Annotated in this window: 15 protein-coding genes; all 15 read right to left on the bottom strand. The window is 47.6% G+C overall.

The window, feature by feature from the left end:
- Position 1: 1 nt before the first annotated feature.
- A complete protein-coding gene (locus tag HW115_RS00890) occupies positions 2-1,237 on the bottom strand; it encodes a sialidase family protein (RefSeq protein ID WP_178930693.1) in 1,236 nt (411 codons plus the stop codon).
- A gap of 159 nt (positions 1,238-1,396) precedes the next feature.
- Complete coding sequence (locus HW115_RS00885; RefSeq protein ID WP_178930692.1) at positions 1,397-3,163, bottom strand: sulfatase; 1,767 nt, start codon at positions 3,161-3,163, stop codon at positions 1,397-1,399.
- Positions 3,164-3,171: 8 nt separating this feature from the next.
- Positions 3,172-3,939, bottom strand: coding sequence for an SGNH/GDSL hydrolase family protein (locus HW115_RS00880; RefSeq protein ID WP_178930691.1), 768 nt, complete (start codon positions 3,937-3,939; stop codon positions 3,172-3,174).
- A 111-nt stretch (positions 3,940-4,050) separates the two neighbouring features.
- Positions 4,051-5,316 (bottom strand): sialidase family protein, encoded by a 1,266-nt coding sequence (locus HW115_RS00875; protein ID WP_178930690.1) that lies wholly within the window; start codon positions 5,314-5,316, stop codon positions 4,051-4,053.
- A gap of 72 nt (positions 5,317-5,388) precedes the next feature.
- Complete coding sequence (locus HW115_RS00870) at positions 5,389-6,831, bottom strand: sialate O-acetylesterase (RefSeq protein WP_178930689.1); 1,443 nt, start codon at positions 6,829-6,831, stop codon at positions 5,389-5,391.
- A gap of 68 nt (positions 6,832-6,899) precedes the next feature.
- Positions 6,900-9,416, bottom strand: coding sequence for a right-handed parallel beta-helix repeat-containing protein (locus HW115_RS00865; RefSeq protein ID WP_178930688.1), 2,517 nt, complete (start codon positions 9,414-9,416; stop codon positions 6,900-6,902).
- Positions 9,417-9,420: 4 nt separating this feature from the next.
- The gene (locus tag HW115_RS00860; RefSeq protein WP_178930687.1) at positions 9,421-10,467 is read right to left on the bottom strand and encodes an alkaline phosphatase D family protein; all 1,047 of its coding nucleotides are present in this window, start codon (positions 10,465-10,467) and stop codon (positions 9,421-9,423) included.
- 106 nt (positions 10,468-10,573) lie between these two features.
- On the bottom strand, positions 10,574-12,070 hold the full coding sequence (locus HW115_RS00855; RefSeq protein WP_178930686.1) for a sulfatase family protein: 1,497 nt from the start codon (positions 12,068-12,070) through the stop codon (positions 10,574-10,576).
- Between the two features lie 6 nt (positions 12,071-12,076).
- Positions 12,077-13,300, bottom strand: a complete 1,224-nt coding sequence (locus HW115_RS00850; protein WP_178930685.1) for an exo-alpha-sialidase — start codon at positions 13,298-13,300, stop codon at positions 12,077-12,079.
- Positions 13,301-13,320: 20 nt separating this feature from the next.
- On the bottom strand, positions 13,321-14,508 hold the full coding sequence (locus HW115_RS00845) for a sialidase family protein (protein ID WP_178930684.1): 1,188 nt from the start codon (positions 14,506-14,508) through the stop codon (positions 13,321-13,323).
- Positions 14,509-14,549: 41 nt separating this feature from the next.
- Positions 14,550-15,002, bottom strand: a complete 453-nt coding sequence (locus HW115_RS00840; protein ID WP_178930683.1) for a YtoQ family protein — start codon at positions 15,000-15,002, stop codon at positions 14,550-14,552.
- Positions 15,003-15,022: 20 nt separating this feature from the next.
- Entirely contained in the window at positions 15,023-16,453 is a 1,431-nt protein-coding gene (locus HW115_RS00835) for a sulfatase family protein (protein ID WP_178930682.1), read from the bottom strand.
- Positions 16,454-16,473: 20 nt separating this feature from the next.
- The gene (locus HW115_RS00830; protein ID WP_178930681.1) at positions 16,474-18,060 is read right to left on the bottom strand and encodes a sulfatase; all 1,587 of its coding nucleotides are present in this window, start codon (positions 18,058-18,060) and stop codon (positions 16,474-16,476) included.
- A gap of 18 nt (positions 18,061-18,078) precedes the next feature.
- Positions 18,079-19,524, bottom strand: a complete 1,446-nt coding sequence (locus HW115_RS00825; RefSeq protein WP_178930680.1) for a sulfatase family protein — start codon at positions 19,522-19,524, stop codon at positions 18,079-18,081.
- 10 nt (positions 19,525-19,534) lie between these two features.
- Positions 19,535-20,755, bottom strand: coding sequence for a sialidase family protein (locus HW115_RS00820; RefSeq protein WP_178930679.1), 1,221 nt, complete (start codon positions 20,753-20,755; stop codon positions 19,535-19,537).
- Positions 20,756-20,867: the final 112 nt, after the last annotated feature.

Below are 20,867 nucleotides of genomic sequence, written 5' to 3'. Positions count from 1 at the left end.
ATCATCGTAGTTGAATTTCGGATGCTTGGTCTGGAGGACCAGGTGCTTTCGGTTCATCGGCGAACAGCCAGTCGAGTTTGAGCTTTACGAAATAGATTCCACGGGATCCATGCCAGCCTTTTGTGTAGCAAACAACAAACGATCCGTCTGCATTCGTTTCTGGCACATGTGTAATCGTAGAATAAGAAAACAAGCCTTTATCGAGTGCCTTGTTTTTCCAATGCTTACCATCATCCAGGCTATAATAAACTCTTCCATCCCTGCGTTTCTTGTTCGCAGGTGATGCGAACAAAAGAACATGCTGTTTTTTCCCATCAATCTCCACCGTAGCAGAACAAACACTACCGAAACACCCTGGAGCCGGAAGATCCTCGGCTTTGAGAATAGGCCCCCAGCTCTGTCCAAAATCCTGACTGATGCTATAACGCCGTTTTATGCGCTCCCCATCACGAGTGATGATCATCAAGCGCCCGTCACTTAGCTCTACCACCGCAGGTTCACTCATCCCTCGATGACTTGTAAAATCAGGAACACCCTCTCCATGTTGCCATGTCACCCCTTGGTCATCACTCCAGACGGCAACCGGGCATTTATCCACTTTATTGTATTTATGAATACCACCTAACACAATGCGACCATTCTTCTCACCGTTCGCAAGTTTGATCGCCTGCCCAAGAAAGATATTACTGTTCACCCGTTTCTGGTTCCAGATTTCCGACCCGATACCAAAACCTTTACTCACATCCTTTGAATCCCAGTCCGACCAGGTATTCCCGTTGTCGTGACTCGTAATCTGCCACGCCTTGTTATTCTTGAACAGCACATGAATTTGCCCGGTCTTGGAATCCGTAAAACTATTGACACAGAAAAACGACCCTTTGGGCTTGGCTATAATCGTAGGTGGACTCCAGGTTTTCCCACCATCACGGCTTCGAACCATCAACAGCACCTTGGGGGCTTTATCCGCATCCGAGTCAATACGCCCCTGGGTAAAAACCAGGTAGTCACCATTCGCAGCAACTGTAAAACTCGGCTGAAATGTCCCCTGGATATTGTAATCCGAGATCATCGTGCCAGCCTTCATGATCATCTGCCCCTCCACCCCTTCGGCAAGACGGGTATAGGGCATACCATCACGAGCAGCTCGGTAATCCTTCCATGTCGGCTTCGACTTCTTCTCTTGGGCACCAACAACAAGAGGAACCAAACACATCAATGCAGTCGCAAATATCTTCATTTTCTTTATTCTATCGTAGGGCTAAACGTTCCAGTTAACAAAGAAAGTGTCGTCAGCTGGAATCAATCGAAATGCAAGGCTAGCACAATCCGCTGCAAAGCTAAGGAAAACAAACCGGCCCTATAAAAGACCAGCCCAAGCTCTGACGTCCAAGATCCATCATTCGCTTTTCGAATGGGTTTCAGGGATGGTCAGATAACGTTCGTTCCCAGTATATTGCTTGAGATAGCTTTTGATCTTATTAACCATCTCGGGTTTGGATTTGGATACTTCCGTATGCTCACCAATTCCACTTTTAGGATGAAGCATATCGAATAACTCCATCTTTCCATGTTTATCGACAACCGCTTTGTATTGCCCATATCGAATCAATCGAAGGTAGCGTTGATCCTCTGGAGCAAGTTGGCGCAGCACTTCAATTTCTTTCATTCGCGCGGCGTCTGTAATCAAATTGGTGAACTCATTCGGATCCTTCTCCAGGTCATAGTATTCCTCGGAACCGTCATAGTATCGGATCAGCTTACGATCTCCCTGCCGAATGCAAAATGTTGAACGCCCAAGGGATGTGACAATGTGATCGCGCACACGCTCTGAGGCTCCCTCAATGACGGGCTTAAGTGACTTCCCGTCCAGTTCCTTGGGAACAGACAGCCCGCAAAGGTCGGCTAAAGTAGGATAGAGATCCAAAAGAGAGGCCAGTCCCTTGCTTCTACCTGAGGCAATATTCATCTTTTTCGGAGGAGCAATGATCATGGGAACACGCATGGAACCCTCCCATGGGCTATGTTTCCCCCAGTGCTCTTTCTCGCCAAGTTCCCATCCATGATCAGACCAGAGGACAATAATTGTATTGTCAGCATAAGGTGACGCATCCAAGGCATCCAATAGTCTCCCTACCTGGGCATCCACAAAGTGGATCGAAGCCAAGTACCCTCTGATGGCATCCTGCCACTGATTGTATTTCTGTACCGTTGCAAACGACCCGGACCACGGATAGTGTGCGTATTGCCTTGCAGCTTCACCACAATCCTCAAGATCCCTGGCCAGCGTGGGAGGTAGGGCAAGTTGCTTGCCTTCAAATGGCTTGAAATACTTCTGCGGTGCGTACCATGGTTGGTGTGGTCGATAAAAGCCGACGGCCATGAAAAAAGGGACCGTGTAATTTGCTTCCAGTTTTTTCTTCGCCCAGGATGCCATTTTCCCGTCAGGCATTTCATCGTCCTCAACCGTAACCGGCCCCCAGTCAAAAGTATTGTAGCCATTCGCCGGGCGATCGGTTCGATTATCAATTCCATTGAGTGGCAATGTATGCTTGAGGCTTCCGCGATCGATTTCCTTGCCAGGGTAAACATTCTTTACAATCCCGCTCTGCAATTCATCAGAAATTCCGGCAATATCTTTACGCTCCACTTTTTTTCCGGGATTCATATTGAGTTCCTCCCAGGTGAAGGGTCCCCCAATAGCGCCTGCATCCGGTCCAAATTCATGGTAGTTATCCGGCACCACACAACCCATGGCGTGGTTGATCTTGCCGGCCCCCATCACGAGATACCCGTTGTTCTTAAAGAATTTCGGTAAAGTGACCGCATCAGGCACATAATCGACATATGTCCCCTTGTTGTTGTAGACTCCGGATGTTTCAGGTTTGAGACCAGTCAAGACAGACGCCCGCGAGGGCCCACAAATCGGAGAAGCACAATAGGCACGCTCAAACACGATGCCCCGCTTGGCCAGGCGATCCATGTGAGGAGTGATGGTATCAGGATGCCCGTTCAGAAACCCCACCCAATCATTCATGTCATCACAGGCAATGAACAAGATATTGGGACGGGGGGATGTTGGCTGTGTCTGACCCTCAGCCAACACCGAAAAAGGCATGACAGCCAATCCAAGGAACAAGCTAATGGATATCTTTGATTTCATCATGGTTTTCACTACTTTGTTTTTTTCGGGAGAGTTCGACGAATCACCTCCGCAGTTTGTTTTCCGAGCGCCACATACCCTTGAGGTTTGAAATGAACATCACCCGGAGCCTTGCCCCACTGCTTCATCGATGGAGCCGCCAAAGCATAAAGGTCATTGATGATCACACCATGCTTTTGCATCACCTTTCGAGCTGCCTCATTGTAGAGGAGATCATCACCAAGCTTGCGACCAGCCTCCCCCTTGGGCACGGGGGTGGTCATGGCAAAAATCAACGTCGCACCGGTTTGTTTCAAACGCTTGACAATGGTCTCCAAATTCTTGCTATAGGTTGGGATATCATGGGTTAGTTTGCCATGAACCTTGTCACGGTTCCCTTGGTTTTTGGATTGAGGGCTCCGGTAGCACAAGTCCCACAAGCCAAAGTTAAAATGAATCACATCCCAAGCCCCGTTTTTCGGATCGAGCCAATGATCCAATTTCCCAATGGCTCGACCGGAGTTACCAGCATTGGCTCGGATCCGGTGTACATTTGCCTCACCCTCGAGTTGTGCGCGAACGGGCGCCGTGTATCCAATCGAAATGGAATCACCAATGATAAGAACGCGCGGCAGGCTTGGGTCATCCACCACCTTGGCAAATGCGGGGTGGCGGTTTCCTCTTTTGGGTTTACCCGGAGTAATGATTCCTTCCTGGGCGTTCAGACACAATGATACAGCAAAAAAGAAAATAGCAGCCCTGCTGATGAAGCGGTTTTTAGATAGGCAGTTAAAAGTCATTGTTGGATTGATTGGCTATATTTCTAGTTGTTGGCTTAAACGTGACCACCACGCGTCACATATGTTCGTTATCGATTCACCTTCGTGTTAGTCTGAAATTCTTTCCGTGAATCAAGGGTTCGTGTATGTCCCCTCGTTGGGGTCAAACCGATCCTTAGGCATCGGGTCCGAATGCCCCAATACATCCGACACCTTGAACTTCAACATCCGGAGGTGTTTGTAGCTGCCGTGCAAATAGACTTCCGACTCATACACCATCGCAATGCTACCATCCGGCAATGATGCCATACTGGCATAGGCTATCGACCTGGGAATGAGCAGCTTCCGGTATGGCCAGGTCTGGCCTCCATCCTCGCTGATCCAAACCATTCCATTCATACGTCCGGGTCCTGCTGGTCCAGCCGCCACTAAATAATGCTTGCCAGATTCAGGGTCCCTGTGGCTGATCAACGCGCCATTGCAACTCGCCATGGCAACTCCTCGGTCCCATTGGTAAGGAGACCATGTCGCGCCCCCGTCTTTCGAATACGCCCGCACCCTGCTCGGCATGGAACGGCAATGCATGACCAGCTTACCATCGGGGAGCTCTGCTATTTTGGCTTCGTTTCTGGCACCAATTTTTTCCCCGTCAGGTTTCGGAACCCGCTCGCTCACCTTCCAGGTTTTACCATGATCGTCGGAGTAAAAAGCGTTATTTCCCCACTTGGGATATCGAGTCCCTCCTGAAATCACCAGTCGTCCTTGATGGGGACCATGTTGTAATTGAATCCCCCTACCCGAACCAAAAACGACCACAGTCTGGTTCGACTGCATCATTGCCGAAATATCGCGGGGCTCAGTCCAAGTCTCACCACCGTCGCCGCTCTGAATATGGTACTGCTTGCAATTATCCTTAACGACCTTCCCGGCTTTCTTGAGTTCCTTGTATCCGGATCTACCAACGGAAAAATCCCAGTGGTGAACGTTATATAGGACATGCAACACATCTTTCTGCCGGTCATAAACCACACTCTGCGGACAAATGGAATGATTTCCATGTTCCGCGATCCTATGGGCTTTACTCCAATCCTTGCCAAGGTTATCCGACCACCGAATCGCCAAATCCTGACCTGAACGGTCCGGCCATTTTGAATGATCTCTAGCCTGAGTGATCACGACCAGCCGACCTGATTTGGTCACAATCACCCCGGGTTCACGAAATTGACCGTATCGTGTCTTTGAATCTGGAACTTCTTCAAGTTGTGTAATTCCAGCGAGAAACACATCTTCCACTCCCCGGAGCGGTTTTTCCGGCTCATGCTCCTTGGCTTGGGAAGGTAATACTCCCACAGGCAAAAGCGTGCCGATTACTACGTAAAAAGGTATCAATGTCTTCATAAAGTCAACTGCTATGGTGGTCGATCAGCAATCCTATCATCCGGCATCATGGACGCGGGCCCGTCATTCTCATCAATCGGTAATTTCGATCTCGAACGGAGAGGCTGCATGTCCAAGCGTATTCACCAAATTCGGTCGTGGGTCTGGAAATGGCAGCCAGCCATATCGAACAGACTTAGGAGCTTTGACCTTACTCTTCAAATGAATGCGCCCTCCTTTGATCGTCGCTTCAGCGGCTTGATATTGACCGTCTGCTCCAGCGAGCTCAAAATAACGTAAGGGTTCTCCATCCACAGATTTTAATCCCTGAGCATAGTTAAAATGCAGTTGGACCAACTTGCCATCAACTCGAGCGGACTGAATCAAAGGACCCGTTGCCTGAACCTTGTTGCCTTTGAAGTTATTTTGAATGGCTAGATAAGCTAGGCGCTCCCCAACTTCCATTTTATCTGCGGGATGTACGTTTTTCTTATTTCTCGAATCTCCGGTATCAATGGTCACGGCCATCCCGATATTTTTCATTTTCTTCAGAGTCAGACGTTGTCCATCACGGAAAAGCGGCCAGGTGGGGCGATCCACTGAAGGCAATTGAACGTAGTAAAACGGAAAATCGCCCAATCCCCAATGCTGCCTCCAATCGTTGATCATCATCGGAAAAAGCAAATTGTGTAAATCCGGGTTTTTCTGGTTCGTTTCACCCTGATACCATATCGCGCCGTGGATCGTATAAGGAATCAAAGGAGCCACTCCCAAATCAAAAAGAATACTCGGCTCCCACGGATGATGATACTCAAATTGACCAAATTTGATCTTCTCTCCTGGTTTGAGGACATTCTTAAAATTATTTTTCGCCTGTGGCGTGCTGCACTCCTTGGAATATGGCCAACCCCGGACCAAGGCAGCAGTGCGCTTGTTCGCCATCAAGGTGTCATGAGAAATAAACGCCTCCGTAGGTGAGCCTCCAGCTGCGGTGTGCAAGATACCAATCGGAACGTTCAATTCCCTATACATCGCTTGAGCAAAGATATACGCCACGGCTGAAAAGTTCGGAGCCGTTTGTTTTGAACCTATTTCCCATCCTCCGACATACAGTTTTTTATTTTTCGAAATCTCGAGCTGTTTCTCATTGTAGACCGGTTTGGGTGACAGTTGCCGTTGTCGGTTATAGAAGCGGATATTCAGTTCATCCGCCTTGTCCAAATAGGGCTTCGCCAAACCTCGCATCGCTTTTAACGGCCACGCCATATTGGATTGGCCATTGGCATGCCAGACCTCACCAACAAGAACATCCTCAAAGACCAAGGTATTCTCCCCCTTGACAAGCAATTTCCTGCCCTGGGCCGAGGCCTTCATGGGCAGTAGCTGAATGATCCACTTCCCTTGTTTATCAGCTCTTGCCGTGACCCTTTGCCCAGCAAATTCGACACTTACTTTTTCATCAGGCGATGCTTTGCCAAAGACATTCACCTTTTGATTGCGCTGCAATACCATATGGTCTGCAAATACTTCGGGCATGGTGACCTCTGCATACACTGAGGCAACACAACAGACACTTATCAGTATGGGTAATATCTTCATCCTATTCATTTGAGTATTGTGAATGACTTCTTATGGGGAGCTCTGTACTTTGGACAATGGCTCACCCTGACCGATCTGACGCTTCCGTCATTCAGTCGGTATTTCCTAAATCTCTTCGGGAACTCCCGGGTCAAACCGATCTTTGACACATCGATCTGTTTGATCTTATATCTTTCAAGTAAGGTTTTGTTCTGAATCGTGAAGTCATAGTTTTTCACGTCACGAAACTGTGGGTCAAGAAAAGCAGAGTGCGGTCCGACAATGGGAGGCAGCTTTCCGGGCCTCCCTTTTGTACTGAAGAAAATATTCCTATTCATCCTCGCTGGATCCTGTTGTTTTTCTACTGCGGCGATCTCATCTTTATTTCCTGCACTATTCTGCATTCTGACAGAGATCAGCGGGAACCAATGCCTGAGTGTTGGGAACTTTACGTTACGGCCACGCACTGGTAAAGTTGTGTAGATTACATTGCGGTGGGTTCGCGTCTGAAATACCTTCTGGGGTTGATGAACAATCATCTTGAGCAACCCCTGACGCTGTCCAGCGGCTGGGTCATCAGCCACAATAAAATTGTTCGTATACTGATTCCCCTTACTTTTAACCACGATTCCCCCGACGCAGTTATAAGCAACGTTTTCTTCCATGATATTATCAATCGAACCACCATCCGTTCGAAACGCAGTTCCGATATGACTGTGGCTGATCGAATCGTGAGCAAAATTACGACGAATCACATTCTTTCCGCCACAGGTATTGATATACATCGGGTTTACATCGCCCAGAGCGTAACAGCCACGATACATCTCATTGTATTCGATCAGGTTTTCCCGGGAATGGAGATAATCATAGAGCCCTCCCCCCCGTTTCTTCATTTCAGGTTGACGTAAAATCGAGCTGAATCCTGGACGCTCAAACCCCTGCTCTCCCCCCCAAAGTTGACCGTTGAGTGCCATGCTCGTCTTGAATGTCCAGTGACCAAGTGTCGCAATTCCCATGAATGGAAAATCATGCACTGTATTATGAGTAACATGGTTGCGTCCACTTTGAATCACCCCAATACCAAGTGATGAAAGCTGCGTCTGGCCAATCATATAAACATGGTTGTTATACACGACATTGTTTCGGTTTACATCCTTCAAACCCGGAGTGTAACCGATCAGAGTGATGCCCGCACGCCCCAGGTGATGCACATTGTTATTTTTGACCACATTCTTCTGGGCGTAAAGATCTAGCCGAATACCAGATCCCCCGCCATGGCTCAATTCGCAGCCAGAGATCGAACAGTTTTGAGCACCGCGGAACCGAACCATCGCCGAAGGGCTGTCATACAAATCGTAAGCGACATGCGTGTAGAGGTTTTGCCGACGTTCACGGTAACCATTCCCCTTGGCAAACGAAAGGTTCTTAAAATGAAGATTCTGAACGGGGACATCCTCAAAGCCTGGCTTGTACGCTCCCTCGGCTACACCTTCAACCTCCCCCTCAACTTTGATGAGTTCGGTTAAGTACCCCGCCTCAACACCTACAGGCCGGGAGTCCGACAGCATGTAAAGAGTTCCTGTTTTGCTGTTCACACACCATTCCCCGGGCTCGTCCATGTAATCAATGGCATTTTCAACAAAAAATTCGTAAGGGTATTTCTCAGGATGCGTCATTCGCCAGCGACGCATCTCAGTGGAAAATTTCGAAGGAAAATCAAAAAACGCACGGCGGTTTTCAGGATCAACCGACTGGAGTCCTCGAATCTCATGCAACCATTCCGCCCGGGTAAACAAAAACAATTCGATATCCTCCAAGTTGTGCCACTGGCGAATCGCACCTTTCGGGTAAAACAAATAGGCGCAAAGTTCGCTGACTTCAAAGCGGCCTTTCCCGTCACCTTTAACTCCCTTACGCACAAGTTCAGATCTGCTTTTGCTGTAATAATCTTGATTTTGTATTTCCTCTGGCGTGAGTTTTCTGAACTTGGGCGCAGCTCTCGATTTTCCGGGTTCAGCATAGTATGGGTTGTCGTAAGTAAACCCCTGGCGGGAACGAGGTAGCATTCGATCGCCCTGAAACAAGTGACTCACATACCAGTCTTTTTTCAAGTCCGGGTGCTCATACACCCACACCTGGTCGCTTAGATGGCGAACCCTCTCCGGGAGTATCTTCGGGGCCTTTAGCTTCGTCCAATTTCGAATAGGTTTTGACCCGTTGATCACCGCTGTTTCTCCGGGATAAGATGCATAGGTAATGGCCAGATCCTTACTGCCACTATCGTGCAGGTCAAAAGTGAGCGTTCGATCGAAGCGATATACCCCTTCACGCAAATAGACAGTAATCTCCCCCGCTCTCTGTTTCTTTTTAAGCTGACGGACAGCCAACCGAGCCTGGTCCAGCGTAAGGAATGGTGAGGCCAGACTTCCATCATTGGAGTCATCTCCACGAGGTGAGACGTAAAAATCAGCCTTGTCCGGAGCTGAAAAAATCACTCCTGCTGAAAAAGCGGCTAAAACAAGACTGAGAAAAAATGGATTCATTCGATTATTTAAATTGCAGCTCTGAAAAAGGAACCTGATGTTGGATCACCCGTTGAGCCTGACGATTCAGAATATTGAATGAGAGGGATTTATTCTCCCAATCGATTTCGATCACCCCTGCGTTCTGCCCGGCAAAGGCCTTACCCAGCCGAAAGGAGTTCTCCATTTTCGCCCATGCAGTGTGGGAATGAGTCAAACCACTACTCGTCAAATCATAAAATGGGTAGGTTCCCAAATCCATTTTAGACAACTCGGCAAAATGGACATCCCCAGAAATGGCGAACGTATGATTTGCCTTATATTTCTTTAAGAGTTCAAATAACCTTTTTTGTTCATGCGGAACATTCCCCCAATTCTCCATGCCTTTTTCATGGGCTAAAACTTGAATGCTGCTGGCGATGATTCGAACATCAGCAGGAACCTGCAATTGCTGCTCTAGCCATTTCCACTGTTTTTCTCCCAGTAATTCTTTGTCTGTATCCCGAGTGGGTCGATACCACCCCGCAGCCGAACCCTTCCTATCCTTTTTGGGAACTTTGGGTAATGGGTCACGAAAATAACGGGTATCAAGTAGAAGAACCTGACAGCGACTCCCGACCGGTCCAAAAGTATAGGAAGCATAAACACCTTTTCTCTTCCTGCGTGCCGAATCATGAGGCTCATTAAAAAAATCGAGAAACAGCTTCTCTGATTCTTTTTTCATGGGGTAGTTCTTTCCTCCGTCATTGACTCCGTAGTCGTGATCATCCCAAGTAGCTAACACCACGGTCTGGTCACGCAGTTGTCGATACCCCTCGACAGCTTCGAGTTCCGCATACTTCTTTTTCAACACCTCCATGTCCTCGGTATCACCGTAGATGTTATCCCCAAGAAAGATAAAAACATCAGGATCCACACCCGCAATCGTGTCGAAGAGTGGCTTGGTTTTCAGTCGTGGATTGTTACATGAACCAAAGGCAATGGTGGATACCTTGCCTTCATGGTGAACGTCAGTCTGGCCGTGACAGAGGCAAACAAACAGAATCGATAATATTGTGGTCCGGAATTTCATAGCTGTTTTTTCAATCTTTTCATAATGTGCGATCATCATCGATTCCTCAAGGTGCACAGACTCAGGGAAGTTTGGACGAATGCGTTTAGCTTTTAAGGATATCTAATCACTTCGTTTGGCTCACCTTGTCGGGATGAATATACTTGAGGTATTGCCACCCCTCTTTGGGGTATTTGCCTTTTCCTGACGCTTTAACGGCATTGTTTTCCTCCGTCAATTTTTTCAGCAATTCCGGGTTTGATGCCCAGTCGTTGGTTTCCTTCATCCATTCCATCAGCTTCTTTCTGAGCCTTTTTTCGATCTGCTCATGTTCGGGGTTCCCTGCGAGATTCTCGAACTCCCACTCATCATTTTTCAAATCATACAGTTGATATTCCGAAGGGTTGATCCATGTGTGATAAACCTCTTGAACCCTGGCAGGTAAGCTTTTGAGCTCCTCCTCACTATAAGAACACTTCTGCCACTTCTTTTGAGTCACATAATCAACAGCACCATTATCGGGAATATTCTGTGCGGCCAGCGGCGACCAGACCAACTTATAACGTCCATCACGCAACGCACGCTGAGGATAATACAAATTCACCGCATCACTGTTGCGTTCATATGCAAGATACTCTCGCCACTCTTGACGTTGTCCCGTAACCAGAGGCACGAGACTACGCCCCGGCAAGCCATCAGGCCTTTCCGTTTTTGCCAGGTCACAGAAAGTCGGCATCAAATCAATGGTAGATACCAACTTTTTGGATCGGACTCCTGCCTGGATTTTACCCGGCCACTTAATGATATACGGGACCTTCATACCCGCTTCGGTAGCAAAGATTTTACCACGGGGAAGCTGAGCACCATGATCTCCGATATAGATGACCACCGTGTTGTTCGCTTTGCCGCTATTCTCCAAGGCTTCGAGCAATTCCCCCACACAATCGTCGAGGCGCATCATGCAGTTGTAATAAGCCGTCACAATTTCATGCATGCGTTTATTCGTTGCTCCGATATAGGGGATTGCTCCCACCTCATCAGGGCGAAGAGGTTTGGCCGGGCGTCCCTGGACCTGGTTTTGCAATGGATGATGGGCGTCCGGATAATTGACCGTCAGAAAAAACGGTTTATCTCCTGCCTTCTTAAAAAACTCAGCGGACTTCTGGGCATAAGCAGCTAAATTCTTTTTAGCAAAATTGCTTTGGGGAATGGCCCGAAAATCAATATAATCCTCAACAATCGATTTGGGGTTAATGTGGGTTTTACCGAGCATCCCTGTGTAGTAGCCGGCCTTTTGCAGTTTCGAATACGTAGTCGGCCATTTCTTAAACATTGCATATTTGTGGGTTGCCAAACCAATCTGACCATTTTGATGCGGATAGAGGCCGGTAAAAATCGAGCCTCGCGACGGACTGCAAACCGCCTGTGTGACATAGCCGCTTTCAAAAAGCATCCCGTTCTGAGCCAGGCTGTCCAAGTGGGGTGTTTTGACATTGGAGTCACCATAACAGGAAAGCTCCTGACCATTGTCTTCGGAAACAATCAACAGAATATTCGGTCGCTCGCCCGCATGCAATGATGCCGAAATACAGAGAGCCAGGATATTGGTTATTATTTTTTTCATATTCAATTATTTTAACGGTTGGGCAAGAGCTTGATCGAGATCGACAATGACCATGTAAATTCCTAGAGATACACCCGTATTATGGTCTCGTTTCACTCCTTGCCAACTCTGCCCTCCATATGCACCCTCGAACACAAAGCCCACCTTACCATCAGGGAGATGAACCAATGCGTTATAGCCAAAAGTCCAACCGGGTGCGACGAGGGTTTTGACCGGAAAGCTTTTCCCTCCATCCATTGAGATGAAGATGGCGCCATTACTACGAGCTGATTGCTTGGAGTCCTCTTTTCCCCGTATGAGCTTTTTTGCTTCGCTTTCTAGCGCCAGTTTATCAGCATTTTCGGGACCGATGGGCCCTCCAAGAATGATAAGGCTTCTACCCTTATGCTGAATGCTAAGAGCTGAGTTATTGCACTGTCCCCACATATCCAGGCAAACCTTCCTAGGGGGCGTCCACGTTTTTCCACCGTCCGAGCTACGGTTTTCGATTAGTCCGAAGCCCATGCCCCGATGATACATGAGTAGCGTTCCGTCGGCAGTTTCGCTACCGGTTCCCTCCTTGCGGCCTTTGTTAACGAATGTCCCGGTTTGCCAAGTCTGGCCATGATCATCACTGTAGAAATACTTCACTTTGCCACCAACTCCTCCGGAGATAATTAGACGACCTTTGTTGGGACCATATTTCACTTGAAAACCATTGCCCCCACCAAAAACACAGATCCCCCCTATGTCTGGTAAAATTTCATGAGGTTTCGACCACGTTTCCCCCTCATCATCTGAGTGTATCACAAACTGCTGACATGGCTTACTCTCCTTTCTTTCAGGATCATTGAAAATGATATTGTAAACAAAGAGAACCCGATCTTTTTCCTCATCATAGACCAGAACAGTTGGCAAAACAGAATCCATCCCATAATCGGCGATCAAGGTGTTCTCGGACCACGTTTGACCACTATCAGATGAACGTTTGAGAAGAATATCCTGATGGGCCCGGTCGTTCTTGCCCTTGGTGTGGTGTGGACCATAAGCAACCAGAAGTGTCCCACTTTTTGTGACGACAGCATTGGGTTCACGTAGATACTTGTATTGCCCGGCTCGATCTGGGTGCCCCTGGACCGAAAGATCTTTCATTGAAGCGATGGTGACGACCTTATATGCGGTATGATCTTTTGCCGAAGTCAAAAGAGATCCGCATAGCATGGCAGTCACTAGCAGGAATATAGCTTTCATGATTAGATGGATTGGGAAGGTTACTTCATTAAGTCAGGAATGGATAACCTCTTATACTCAATATCTTTATAGTGAGAGGTTTCATAAAAGAGTCCGACTGTATCAGCATCCAGTTGAACCATCGCTGAGTATTTAACATGCTGCCCTGAAACCAGTTGAGTTTTCCTCAGCCAGGTTTCCCCTCCATCCTCGCTGATGAAAAGGGTGCAATTATTCAGCTTGCCGACAGGAACAGACAACCAAAGTGTATTCGTCAATTTGCCGTCTTTGTCACGAAGAGTCATGGTGCACCCATTGGATTTGGCTGACGACAACGTTTTTTGAACCGCAGTCCCACTCCAGGTTTCTCCGCCATTCTTACTAAAGGAAATCATCCGGCCTAGATTGGCTTTGCTCATGCGAGCATTGTAAACCAGAGTTCCGTCACTGAGTTCGCTGACTCTCGCTTCACAAGACATCCCCATCCCGAAACCGGTTTCAATTTCCGAAAATCTCCAGTTTTTACCGTGGTCATCACTGATCCAAACACCGACGATTTTGTTGATCACCTTCCCGGTTGGGTTCATATTGCGTTTATCTCCACCTGCTATCACAAGCCGACCTGCATGTTTTCCCACGGTGAGTTGTCGCCCCTCACTTGCCCCAAAATGGGCATCCCCCCCTACCATGTCTGATAGGTCTCTAGGTTTGCTCCAGGTTTTGCCGTCGTCATCAGAGAAAACCATGTATGCACTCATCGCTGGCTTACCTTCATCGTGAAGCTGTTGGTAAATATCTTTCGTAGCCCCGTAGCCACGACCTTTGATTGAGCTATAATCCCAATTGTAGGTAACGTAGAGGAACATAAGTCGATTTTTCTGTGCATCATAAACCAACCCGTGGCTTTGACAGGAAAAGTTGCCATGTTCCGCAGCCACAATGAGCGAACTCCAAGTCTTACCTTGATCGTCAGAGTAACGAACCACCAAGTCTTGCCCTGAACGCTCAGGCCAACTGAGTCGGTTACCAGCGTGCACGCCCACCACGACCCGACCGGAGTTCGTTTTTACAGTAACTGGCTCGCGGTAGCATTGGTATTGGTGACTGCCAAGTTGATCGATTTTAGCCTGAAAAACAGGGCTACTGTCAGGCTTTACTTCCGATTCTTTAGCAGAGAGGGAGAGTGTTGATATCAGCAAGACCGCGGTAAAAAGTGAGTATTTTCTCATCGTTGAAAATTGTTGAATGGGTTGATTTTTAGACGGAGCCCCTATTCAAGGGTGCCTTCGATGATATAGCGTAATAGCCGAGGCACCTTGGAACAATCATCGGTAACAGCATGAGCCGCAGAATCGACTTCTTTCAGTGCGTGCTGAAATTCATCTGGGTGAATGACAATCAGAGGTTTACCAAGACAGGAAGCGATCCCCGCTTCAAAGGCAGCATTCCACTGACGATATTTATCTCCGAATTTAACCACCACGATGTCGGCTTGTGCAAGCAGTGTTTGAGTTCTGATGGAGTTCAGTCCTGCACCTTTACGGTCATGCCAGAACGGATTCATTTCCGCCCCTAGTATTTTGGCACCACAGTCATCACTGGCAGCGTGATCTGTGACCGGAGCATAAAAGGTAACGGGCAGTCCTAGTGCCTTAACTGCGTTCTCTAATTCTTCACGCCAAGGTGTATGAATCTCTCCTGATAGGTAAACTTTCCAAGTCATGGTCGTTGATGATTATTCGTTTAACGGTTCGCTTCTTCGAACATCTCCAAGTGTGGCCAGCGAAAACCTTTCTTACGATAATTGATTTTCTGATGTTTGATTTGCTCGGCTTCAAACTGATCAAGATTCTTTTTATCAACAAACGGGTCTTTGATTTCCTTCTGGAACTCTTTCATTGCAGCCATAAGTTCCTTTTTCTTTGTCTGGTATTCAGGTGAACGAGCTAGATTTTTCCACTCATACGGGTCGTTTTCGAGGTCAAAGAGTTCGTATTCATCAGGGAAAAGAAAGGTTTTAACGTGCTGATCCTTTGGCAAGCGACTGTTTTTGTATCGAGATGCCGCCAAGAGATTTTCATGGCGATATGGGTTATAAATCAGCTTGTAACGATCACCCCTGATCGAAAATTGAAGATACTGCAAACTAGGTGCAGAGCCCGTTGTAAACGTGTGAATATAACGGTGCCCCTTGATCTTTCCTTGGTCGACATCGTAGAGGCTATTCCCTGGGAGGTCTGTGGGAACCTTCAAACCACAGACGTCGAGCATCGTGGGCAGAATATCGATGGTCGAAACCATTTGGTTTTCTACCTTACCTTTGGAAAACGACTTCGGGTAGTTGACGATCATCGGAATACGAACTCCACACTCATATGAGCTGCCTTTGGCTCGAGGGAAATCTGCACCATGATCGGCAATGTAAATGATCAGAGTGTTGTCCCGAACCTTTAGTTCATCCATGTCTTTCAAAACCATACCAATCCCCTCATCCAGCCGGTTCATGCAGTTGAAGTAGTTCATGATTTCTTCTCGTAAATGCGGACTGTCCGACCCAATCCAGGGAAATGGCTTCACCGGCTTCTTTACGAGTTTCGTAGGGTAACCATTCTTCGATTTACCCACAAACTTTCGATGCGCATCTGGATAATTGATAATCAGCATGAATGGTTTCTTTGCTTTCGCAGCACTCACCATCACCTTTTTTGCCTCGGCCGCATATTTTTCTATGCTGATTGTTTTTCCAAAATTGTTTGTCGTAATCGCCTGGTGATCGACATATTTCGTTACCGTATGTTCCGGATTGACATGAATCTTGCCGAGGAAACCGGTATAATATCCAGCATCTTTGAAATACGACGGCATCGTCTTGAAATCCTTGTAAAAAGAGAATCGATGGGTGGCTAATCCGATATGACCCGTTTGCCGGGTGTAGAGGCCGGTCAAAAATGCTGCACGCGACGGGCTACACACCGAGTAAGGAACATAAGCTCTCGTATACCGGACACCTGATGCCGCCAGACTATCCAATGCGGGCGTATGCACGCGGGATTCCCCGTAGCACCCAATGTGTTCACTATTGTCTTCGGATACAATAAACAGCACGTTTGGCTTAGCTGCGTAACTTATATGCATTGCAGCTGAAGCTACAGCGATCATTAAATAGGTTCTCATTTTGTCATTGATTGATTTGATTACTGGCTTTCAGCCGCGGTTTTCCACGCCTTGGACTTCAGTTTGTTTGCATTTTTGTATTCACCATCCCCACGAACCTCTGACTTGAGTTTCCAGTCATAGGTATCTCCCGTGAGACGCATTAAGGCTGTTCCACCATAGTAGCTTGGTCCGACAGGTGCTTCGGACTTGGGAAGAAACTTGGCATGATCATCAATAAGCGCTTTAACCTCATCAGAGGGATTGATTGCAAGGTTCGTCCACTCGTTAGGATCTGAGCGGTGATCATATAGCTCTTCACTGCCATCTTGGTAGCGAATGTATCGATAATGCTCTGATCGGACTGTATGATTTTTACGCTCGTGAGTACACAGTGCATAATGCGGCCATTCTACTGTAGGATCTTTGAGAATGGGAGCTACCGAGACACCTTCTTCCTTGATTTTTTCATAAGCTGGCAGACCTGCCAATTCAAGGAGAGTTGGATAGACCGACATCAGATCCACTGGAGCGTGGGTCACACTGCCGGGCTTGGTAACGCCCGGAGCAACGATGATGTAAGGAACACGCACTGAGCGCTCCCAGAGGGTCCGTTTATGCCAATGATCTTTTTCACCAAGGTGGTAACCGTGGTCCGACCAGAGAACAATAATGGTGTTATCTTTATAGGGTGACGCATCCAGAGCATCGAGCAATCTGCCAATTTGAGCATCTGAAAATGAGATACAAGCACGGTAACCTTGAATCGCTTTTTTCCATTCACCCAGCTCTTTGACAAGATGGTGTTTGGATGCCTTATCGTTGGTGCGTTTAAGCGCAATTTTGGGTAAATCGTCCAAATCTCCCTCTTTTGTCGGTGGCAGCTGAATCTTATCCAGTGGATACATGTCGAAGTATTTCTTCGGCGCAAACCATGGCAGGTGAGGCTTAAATTCCCCGATCGCTAGGAAAAATGGCTTCTCATGCTTCTTCTTTAGAAAATCGACACCATAGGTGGTGGATTTAAAATCAGGCATGTCAGCCTCCTTTCCTTGAATCGGTCCGAAATCAAAATTACGTTTTGTTTTTTTTGTAATCTTGGCAAATGGACGTTTCACAGGTTCAGGATCAGGAAAACGTGAGTAGCCTAACTCCCATCCCCACTTACGGTAATGCTCATTCCAAAAGTGGTAATGATCAAAATCATCATGCAGATGTCCGCCAATCTGATCGTGATAGAGCTTGCCTGATCCGTGCGCCATGTAGCCATGCTTACGGAAGTATTTGGCGATGGTCAGGTGATCCGCTGAAATTTGAGTCTGCAGAGGTGTTGCATTTTCATAAACGCCCGTGGTAAACGGACGCAAACCACTCATCACGGCGGCACGTGACGGGTTACAGACAGAGGCAGCACAACTGGCGTTCGCAAACAACATACCCCGTGCGGCGAGTCGGTCGACGTTAGGCGTTTTGGCTTGCTGATCGCCAAGACAACCAACCCAGTCATTCCAATCATCTACAGCGATAAAAAGAACATTCGGTTTCTGTTTCGCCTGAGAGGTCAGGGTGACAAGAGCCAATGCCACCGCAACAACGGCAGATAATTGATAGAACTTTACAGGAATCATTTAATGCTAATGAAAAGGTTATGGATAAACAGGTGTTACGCCATTCCAACCAACCGCTTCTTTTTGATATTGTTGATGTGACTCCACCAACTCCTTAAGCATTGCCTTAAATAATTGGGGTTCACTTGTTGCAATATCCTTTGTCTGCTGGGGATCTTTAGTGATATCATAAAGCGCAAACTTCACGAGCTTACCATTCTTGATTTTTTCAATGTGTTTCACTTTCCAGCTTGCCGCTCTCAGTTGGGTCTCAGGGTCATAAAACCCGCATATCACATAGTCGCCACGACGTAGAACGGCATTCGGGTTAGGACGATTCTTGGCATTCGTGTTATAGTGGTGCCATTGCAATGGTTTTTTGCGCAACATCTTCTTCCCCTGAAGCAAGGAATAAAAACTCTGCCCATCGAGCTCTAAAGATCCGGGAAGTGCGGTTCCGGTCACTTCACAAATCGTTGGCAACCAATCGATCGATCCAGCCGGGGTCGTCACGTTTAGTCCGGCTTTCACCTTGGACGGCCAATGTGCGATTCCAGGGACGTGAATCGATCCGTCCCATAAGCCGTATTTATTACCGCGGTAGGGAGTCGCGGTACCGTAATTTCGATCGGCTTTCCCCTTCCCTAGCTTCGCTGGTCCGTGATCCGATGAAAAAAGAATGAGCGTATTATCGATCAGCCCCAACTCTTTTAGTGCTCCGGTGATCCGTCCGACCTCACGATCAACATTGGTGATTGCTCCAAAATAAATGGCTTCTGAGCGGTTGGCGGTGGCGGCTTTCAAGTAATCTTGAACATCTTCTTTGGGAGCCTCCACATACCAATGAGGCTCATAAAAATGAACAAATTGGATAAACGGCTTTTCGGGGTTCCGGACATTTTTCAGCCAATGCACGGCTTCTTTACCAACAACATTGGCAGCCAATCCTGACTTGGCCCCTTCACTCTTCCCATTACGGAGCCAGCCCGGTTTATCGAGAATTTTAGCGTTATCATCCGAGCAGAACCAATAATCGAACCCGTAGTGATCCATCGACGGGATTTGGTCGTTTTTCATTTGCACCTGGAGCAGCGAACAATGCCACTTCCCGATGATTGCCGTTTGGTAGCCATTTTTTCTAAGTAATTGCGGCAAGGTGACCTCCTTTTTAGGCAGATGAGTCAGGTTGCCAGAGCTACCGCCGATAAAACTATAGATCCCGTGACGATGCGGCATTCTACCCGTCATCATCGCTGCCCGAGTGGGCGAACACACTTGTGCTGGTGAATAAAAATGCTGAAAGCTTGCCCCACCTTTCGATAAAGCATCGAGATGGGGTGTTTTGATATGAGGGTGCCCTGTAAATCCAAGATCGCCATATCCCATATCATCAGCAACGATAACCACAACGTTAGGCTTTTCTGCAACCGCACAAGGGATGGATGCAACCATCGCTCCAACCAACAAGTATCTCTTTACATTCATGAGGCTATGATTATTTGAGTTGATCCAAAGAAATCGAGAGAAAACGAATTTCTCTCACTTTTTTCGTCTCATATAAACACAGGAGATTTTTTCCATCCGGAGATATTTGCATCACAGAATAGCCAAAATACCCTTTGATGATTTTTTTAATTTGAAAGCTTTTCCCGTGATCGGTCGAAATCGATATCCGTCCATCCACCCTCGACTGAGGTGCGGGGTGGCTGGCATACAGGTCCCATGACCCATCAGGTTTTTCAGGACCGCTGATCACCGATCCCATACACTGGGCAGAAGCGAGGGTTGGATCTGTTTTAATCACCGACCACGTCATGCCACTATCCTTGGAAATACTCTTTTTGCGCATTTTTGCTCCCGCTTGATTGCGTGAAACGATCACCAGATCTCCATTGGAGGCTTCCGCGATCTGACACTCGTTCGGAAACCCCTTCTCGGGATCCTTCAATGATTCAGTGCGTTTCCAAGTTTTAGCGTTATCGTCACTATAAGCGACAACAATTTCCCAGTTACGTGTGACCTTACCATCCTTATCCTTAACAGGAACGGCGCCCCAAAGAGACGCAAGAATCCGTCCCTTATGTTTGCCCTTTTTAAGTTGAATCATCGCCCCCGGCGTGTTGGCATTCAACCAATGAGGCTGTTTAACTGCGCGGGAAATATCCCGGGGTTCGCTCCAAGTCAGACCATCATCGTCACTGAAAGTGATATAGGTCAAAATATTAAGTTTCAGATCATCATAGCCAGGCTCCGCCATTTGAATCCATCCGGATGCACGTGCATGCCTGCCATACGGAAAACGAGCATACATCATCATAATGCGACCGTCTGACAACTGGACAGTTAACGGGTCGTTAATCGAGTTCATGCCGTCCTCGACAGCTACAATCTCTTTGCCCCAGGTTTTACCTCCATCCGTTGAGCGTTTCAGCACGATATCATTCTGGGCGTGATCGTGCAGCCCAAGCCGCCGCTCACTAAAGGCGAGAACCGAGCCCTTCGATGTCGTTAACAATGAAGGAATACGATAGCCGTATTTTTTGGCATCTTTTCCGTGCCCCTTTTTAGGAACCCCGGCAGGGATGTCCCTGACGGCAAAGACAAGAGTGCCATCCTCCGCCTGTCGTGTTGGGATGTCGTCAACCTTGGTGTCCCCAGCTGTGACCCATGAGCAGCTCAAAGAAAGGATGGATAGAAGTAAGCTATATGTTTTCATAGATAAAATGATCTAGTTTTGATGATTAAGGGATACCATATTCATCTATCCCGTTTGTCATGAATCATGTGGTTTCATCTATAGACCAGATGACAAGCCTCACTGTAAACCA

This window comes from Oceaniferula marina (assembly GCF_013391475.1).
GTDB classification, from domain to species: Bacteria; Verrucomicrobiota; Verrucomicrobiia; order Verrucomicrobiales; family Akkermansiaceae; genus Oceaniferula; species Oceaniferula marina.
Note: the sequence above shows the minus strand (reverse complement) of the source record. Positions and strands in the feature narration are given on the sequence as shown.

Bases quoted from the DNA above. Each gene is read 5' to 3' on its own strand.
- HW115_RS00890 (WP_178930693.1), bottom strand. From the start codon at position 1,237: ATGAAGATATTTGCGACTGCATTGATGTGTTTGGTTCCTCTTGTTGTT.
- HW115_RS00885 (WP_178930692.1), bottom strand. From the start codon at position 3,163: ATGATGAAATCAAAGATATCCATTAGCTTGTTCCTTGGATTGGCTGTC.
- HW115_RS00880 (WP_178930691.1), bottom strand. From the start codon at position 3,939: ATGACTTTTAACTGCCTATCTAAAAACCGCTTCATCAGCAGGGCTGCT.
- HW115_RS00875 (WP_178930690.1), bottom strand. From the start codon at position 5,316: ATGAAGACATTGATACCTTTTTACGTAGTAATCGGCACGCTTTTGCCT.
- HW115_RS00870 (WP_178930689.1), bottom strand. From the start codon at position 6,831: ATGCCCGAAGTATTTGCAGACCATATGGTATTGCAGCGCAATCAAAAG.
- HW115_RS00865 (WP_178930688.1), bottom strand. From the start codon at position 9,416: ATGAATCCATTTTTTCTCAGTCTTGTTTTAGCCGCTTTTTCAGCAGGA.
- HW115_RS00860 (WP_178930687.1), bottom strand. From the start codon at position 10,467: ATGAAATTCCGGACCACAATATTATCGATTCTGTTTGTTTGCCTCTGT.
- HW115_RS00855 (WP_178930686.1), bottom strand. From the start codon at position 12,070: ATGAAAAAAATAATAACCAATATCCTGGCTCTCTGTATTTCGGCATCA.
- HW115_RS00850 (WP_178930685.1), bottom strand. From the start codon at position 13,300: ATGAAAGCTATATTCCTGCTAGTGACTGCCATGCTATGCGGATCTCTT.
- HW115_RS00845 (WP_178930684.1), bottom strand. From the start codon at position 14,508: ATGAGAAAATACTCACTTTTTACCGCGGTCTTGCTGATATCAACACTC.
- HW115_RS00840 (WP_178930683.1), bottom strand. From the start codon at position 15,002: ATGACTTGGAAAGTTTACCTATCAGGAGAGATTCATACACCTTGGCGT.
- HW115_RS00835 (WP_178930682.1), bottom strand. From the start codon at position 16,453: ATGAGAACCTATTTAATGATCGCTGTAGCTTCAGCTGCAATGCATATA.
- HW115_RS00830 (WP_178930681.1), bottom strand. From the start codon at position 18,060: ATGATTCCTGTAAAGTTCTATCAATTATCTGCCGTTGTTGCGGTGGCA.
- HW115_RS00825 (WP_178930680.1), bottom strand. From the start codon at position 19,524: ATGAATGTAAAGAGATACTTGTTGGTTGGAGCGATGGTTGCATCCATC.
- HW115_RS00820 (WP_178930679.1), bottom strand. From the start codon at position 20,755: ATGAAAACATATAGCTTACTTCTATCCATCCTTTCTTTGAGCTGCTCA.